The organism is Nonomuraea sp. NPDC050691 (assembly GCF_040654455.1).
Lineage (GTDB): Bacteria > Actinomycetota > Actinomycetes > Streptosporangiales > Streptosporangiaceae > Nonomuraea.
In genome coordinates, this window is sequence record NZ_JBFAIA010000309.1 from 1 (window position 1) to 4,528 (window position 4,528).

Annotated in this window: 7 protein-coding genes; 4 read left to right on the plus strand and 3 right to left on the minus strand. The window is 72.3% G+C overall.

Annotated features, from left to right (window positions below):
* Positions 1-339: 339 nt before the first annotated feature.
* Complete coding sequence (locus AB0H81_RS43900; protein WP_358388178.1) at positions 340-525, plus strand: hypothetical protein; 186 nt, start codon at positions 340-342, stop codon at positions 523-525.
* 62 nt (positions 526-587) lie between these two features.
* Complete coding sequence (locus tag AB0H81_RS43905) at positions 588-812, plus strand: hypothetical protein (RefSeq protein ID WP_358388181.1); 225 nt, start codon at positions 588-590, stop codon at positions 810-812.
* Positions 813-879: 67 nt separating this feature from the next.
* Here AB0H81_RS43905 and AB0H81_RS43910 read toward each other — a convergent pair whose 3' ends face one another.
* From AB0H81_RS43910 to AB0H81_RS43920, 3 genes are read right to left on the minus strand one after another with little or no spacing between them, the layout of a single operon-like run.
* Positions 880-1,479, minus strand: a complete 600-nt coding sequence (locus AB0H81_RS43910; RefSeq protein ID WP_358388183.1) for a dihydrofolate reductase family protein — start codon at positions 1,477-1,479, stop codon at positions 880-882.
* Positions 1,476-2,333, minus strand: a complete 858-nt coding sequence (locus AB0H81_RS43915; RefSeq protein ID WP_358388186.1) for a metalloregulator ArsR/SmtB family transcription factor — start codon at positions 2,331-2,333, stop codon at positions 1,476-1,478. The genes AB0H81_RS43910 and AB0H81_RS43915 overlap by 4 nt, the downstream gene beginning before the upstream one ends.
* Positions 2,334-2,387: 54 nt before the next feature.
* Positions 2,388-2,558, minus strand: coding sequence for a hypothetical protein (locus AB0H81_RS43920; RefSeq protein ID WP_358388189.1), 171 nt, complete (start codon positions 2,556-2,558; stop codon positions 2,388-2,390).
* A gap of 210 nt (positions 2,559-2,768) precedes the next feature.
* Here AB0H81_RS43920 and AB0H81_RS43925 point away from each other — a divergent pair, with 210 nt between their 5' ends.
* Both AB0H81_RS43925 and AB0H81_RS43930 read left to right on the plus strand, forming a co-directional pair.
* A complete protein-coding gene (locus AB0H81_RS43925; protein WP_358388192.1) occupies positions 2,769-3,464 on the plus strand; it encodes a class I SAM-dependent methyltransferase in 696 nt (231 codons plus the stop codon).
* A gap of 59 nt (positions 3,465-3,523) precedes the next feature.
* Positions 3,524-4,528, plus strand: a 1,005-nt coding sequence (locus AB0H81_RS43930) for a hypothetical protein (RefSeq protein ID WP_358388195.1), incomplete at its 3' end; no start/stop codon positions are given.

Sequence of the window (4,528 nt, forward strand, 5' to 3'; positions counted from 1 at the left end):
CAGCGCGGCGACCACCGCGACGGCCGCGAGCAGCCCGAACCCGGCGGGCCCCGGGGCGAACGACGTGTAGGCGTCCCGCAGCGCGCGGGCGCCCGCCTCGGTCAGGTAGTACACGACCGGCAGGGCGATCAGCCCCGCCACGGTCCCGATCACTCGACGCAGCGGCACGGCACCATGGTCGCGCGCCGAGGCCGCGTGCGGGGCGGTTCGGCGGTTCGCGGTGGTCAGTGTCGCGCGGCGGTAAGTGTCCCACTGGTCAGCATCTCGTGGCTTATGGCCGTGTTGGTGGTCCGCATCCCGCCGTTGTCCCGTACGTCTCGTGCGCAGGGAGAGCGGACCATGCCGACCCTGATCGGGCACGTCACCCAGGAGCGCTACGAGCAGATCGTCACCCGCGCTCGGGAGCCGGCCGAGCTTCGAACCCGTTCCCCCTTCCAGCTCGGCGATCTGGCGCTGGAGCGCGAACCGATCCAGCCCTCCCCGCCTCGCCGCGGCCGCCGTCACCGGGCGTTCCCGCTCCTATGATGCCGGGGAGAAGGTGTCGTACAGGAAGCGTCACGTGGTCGTGTGACACGGTCGGCCTGCTCATGACGGTGATGGTCACGCCAGCCGGGCAGCCCGAGCGCGACGCCGCCCGGGAGGTGCCGGCCCGGCTGCGGATGCTGCGCCCGCGGCTCACCTTGGTCTGGGGCGACAGCGCCTACGCCGGGACGCTGGTGGAGTGGGCCCGCCGTTTCCTGCGCCTCACCCTGAAGATCACTTTCATGAGCCGGAGACTCACCCGCAGGAAGGCCGCCCGGGCCTGGACCTGACATCGGCCCGGCTCGACCCAGGCGGCCTGATCCGCACGTGGATCACCGACGGATCGAAGGCGCGTTCTTAACGGACTCGGTCGTAGACCATGGCGATCTCGCCCAGTTCGCCGCTTTGCTGGTGGGTGAGCATCCACTTCGAAGCCGGCAGGCCATCGTCGAACAGTCGCTGCCCACCCCCGGCGATCTCGGGGAAGATCATGAGGTAGAGCCGGTCGAGCAGGTCTGCCGACAGGAGCGGCTTGATGATGCTCGCGCTGCTGTTGACGAGGATGTCGCCCTCGCCAGTGGCCTTGAGGTCGGCAACGACGTCGGCGGCGGGGGCGTTCACGACGCGGGTGCGTTCCCAGGGCGCCTCGGTCAAGGTGGTCGAAAAGACGACCTTTTCTGTGCCGACCAGCCACTTGGCGTATCCGCGATCACGCGGGTCGGCGTTCTCGTCTTCGGCGACCGGCGTCCAGTAGCCCATGAATCCCTCCGCGTTGAGTCGGCCGAGCAGTGCCGTCGTCGCACTCTCCCAGATGCCGCCCATGTGGTTCCGCGCGACCTCGCTGGTCACATAGGGGGCGAACGCGGCGAAATCGCTGGGCCCGCCTGGACCGTTGTAACGCCCGTCGAGGGTGAGGTTCAGGTTCGCGGTCACCCTGCGGCCGGTCGAGTTCGTCATTTGGTGCTCCTTGTATGAGTGTCGCGCTCGGTGTTGTGCGTATCCGCGGCGAAGGTCGCCGCGAGCTTGTCGAGGCTCTGGCCGAAGCCGATCTCGATGCCTGCGATGAAGTCCGCGGAGTCGACGGTGCTGTCGGTGATCTGGAAGTGGACGTTGAGGTCGGTGCCGGCGCCGTTGGGCCGGAGGTTCAGGTCGAGGTGGGCGGTGAAGGCGAGGCTGCCGTCGGGAAGCTGGGGGGAGAGCCGGTAGGCCAGGCGCTCGCCGGGGCGCACGTCGTCGACCGTTCCCTGGGCGCGCCCGGCGACCAGGTCGGAGCCGTCGACGTCCTCGGCGTCGCGGTACTCATGGACGATCCGCCCACCCGGTCGCGCCTCGAAGATGAGCTCGGAGACGCGCAGGTCGGCCGGCGTCCACCAGCGGGCGAGCAGGGAGGCCTCGGTCAGGTGGCGCCAGACCTCTTCCGGGTCCGCTGTCAGCGACCGGTGGAACGTGAACGAGCGGCCGTCGGCCCACCCCGCCTCCTTGGCGGCGAGCCGCTCTGCGTGAAGGCTGAGCTCGTAGCGGTCATAGGTCTCGCGTGAACCGCCGGCCTGGTCCGCGGTGTCGGCCAGCCGGGTGAGCGCAGCCGCCAGCTCCCGCAGGGGGGCGGTCCGGAGCGCGTAGACGCGGCGCTGGCCGGAGCGCTGGGAGCTGACGACGCCGGCACGCTCAAGGGCCTGCAGGTGCTTGGTGGTCTGCGGCTGGCGCGCCTCGGCGAGCTGAGCCAGAACGCCGACCGGCCGGGGCCGCTCGGCCAGCAGGCCCACGAGCCGCCAGCGGGCCGGGTCGGCCAGTGCGGCGAGGATTGCGTCCATGGCCGGAAGTATTCACCAGAGCGAATATTCGTGTCAAGGAATATTTCGATATGGTCAGGGGCCGCTTCCGACGAGGGCGTCGATCTCGCCGAACGGCCAGGCGCCCGGGGCATGGGCCCCGCCCGGCGGGGGCGGGCGGGTGCCGCAGGTCCCGCTCGGCCGCACGCGCACCGCGGTACTCGAAACCGTCGCCGACGCCGCCACGACCACCGAGATCGCGCGCAAGCTTGGGATCCCTGCCCCCGGCCAGCCGGCACACCGCCGTCCTCCGCGACGCCGGCCTGCTTGTCGGCCGCCGGATCGGCCCCGCCGTCCACCACACCCTCACCCCTCGGCCGGGACTACTCAACGGAGGGAAGGACATCCACTCCCGAAACCGCCCTCTGAGTGGCTGGTAGCTCATCGGTCAGCATCTCGGTGGCTAGTGTCGACAACATGACGATCACACCGAACAGCGGCACCGGGTCCGGACCCATCACCCCCGACGGCTCGCCCGTGGAGTTCTACGCGGCGCAGAAGTCACGCGGAGAGCCGGAGATCGTCGCCGCGGTGACCCCGGAAGGAGGCTCGATCCTGGAGCTGGGCTGCGGCACGGGGCGGATGACCCACCCGCTGGTCGAGCGGGGCTACGAGGTCGTGGCCGTGGACGAGTCGGCGGAGATGCTCGCGCACGTACGCGGGGCGCGGACCGTGCGGGCCCGCATCGACGAGCTGCGGCTGGAGCGGCGCTTCGACACCGTCCTGCTGGCCTCGCACCTCGTGCAGACCACGGACGAGCAGGGCCGGCGCGGGCTGCTGGAGGCGTGCGCCCGGCACGTGGCGCCGGAGGGGCACGTGCTCATCCAGTGGATGCCGGCGGAGTTGCAGGACGCCTGGCGGGTGGGACAGGGCAGGTCCGGAGACGGCGTCACCGTGGAGCTCGCCGCCCTGCAACAGCCCGAGCCGGGACGTTACGCGGCGACCATGCGGTACACGGCGGGCGACAAGGAGTGGACGCAGTCGTTCACGTCGTGGCGGCTGTCGGACGAGGATCTGGCGCGGGCTCTGGAGTCCGCCGGGCTGCGGCTGGGACGGTTCCTGACGGAGGACCGGACGTGGGTGGCGGCCCGACCGGCCGCCTTTACGGCGTAGATTTCCTGAGATTTCGGGAAATTACTGGGAATTACTGGAACTACTGTTACGCTCGCGCCATGGGTGACCGGCTGGACGATCTCGAACGGCGGATCGACGAGCTGCGCGCCGGGGTGCGCCGCGCCATGCGAGCCCGCGACACGGCCACCGCCCGCGGGCTCCGCGCCGACCTCCGCACCGCCGAACGCGCCTGGGACACCCTGGTCGCCGGCACCCTCGGCCCCGCCTCCCCTGACGACACCCCGGCCACCTCCCGGGGCGACGCCCCCGCCGTCTTGGGCGGCGCCTCGCATGGTCCCGCCTTCCTCCGCGACGCCCCTGCCGTCCCGGGCGGCGCCTCGGATGACCCCGTTTCCCTGCGCGACACCCCCGGCGCTCTCGCTTCCCCGCGCGACGCCCCGGGCGGCCTCGGGAACGGCTCCGCGCCGGAAGCGGGCGAGGGCGAGCGGGCCGGTGCGCCCCTCAGGCCGCGGGACGGCGAACGCGCATCATCCGGCGAGGAAGGCGCGGCGGCGGGGCGCGGCGGCGTCGCCGGAGGGCGGCGTCGAGCCGGCGGGGGTGGGTTGCGGCTCGTCACCGTGCGGGAGCAGACGCACCAGGTGCTCACCCTGCTCGGCGTGCCGGCCCAGCCACGGCTGATCGCCGCCGTGCGTGAGGCGTTCTTCGGCGGCGGCCTGCGCGGCGCCCAGCTCACCAGCCTGCGGCGCGACGAGGAGCGCTCGTTCGCCTCCTCCCCGTACGCCCGGCCCTACTACCTCTGCGCGGCCCTGACCGACCGCCTCTCCCCTGCCCGCGGCCTGCTCGCGGTGAGCACGTGGCCGCTGGAGCGGCGGATGGTCGGCCCGCTCAGCCCTCGCGTCCATTTCCTGACCTGCGCCGTGGCCGTGGCCGAGCGGATGGGCACGGGCCTCGGCGTGGACACGGAGCCGGAGTCCGATGCCGGGCGGCTGCTGGCGCGGATGGCGCGCAACATCCCGGGCGGCGCCGACCTCGACATCGGGCCGCCCGACCCGGACCGGGTCATCGAGGCGGCGCGGGCCGAGCTGGCCGTGCACGCCGAGCGC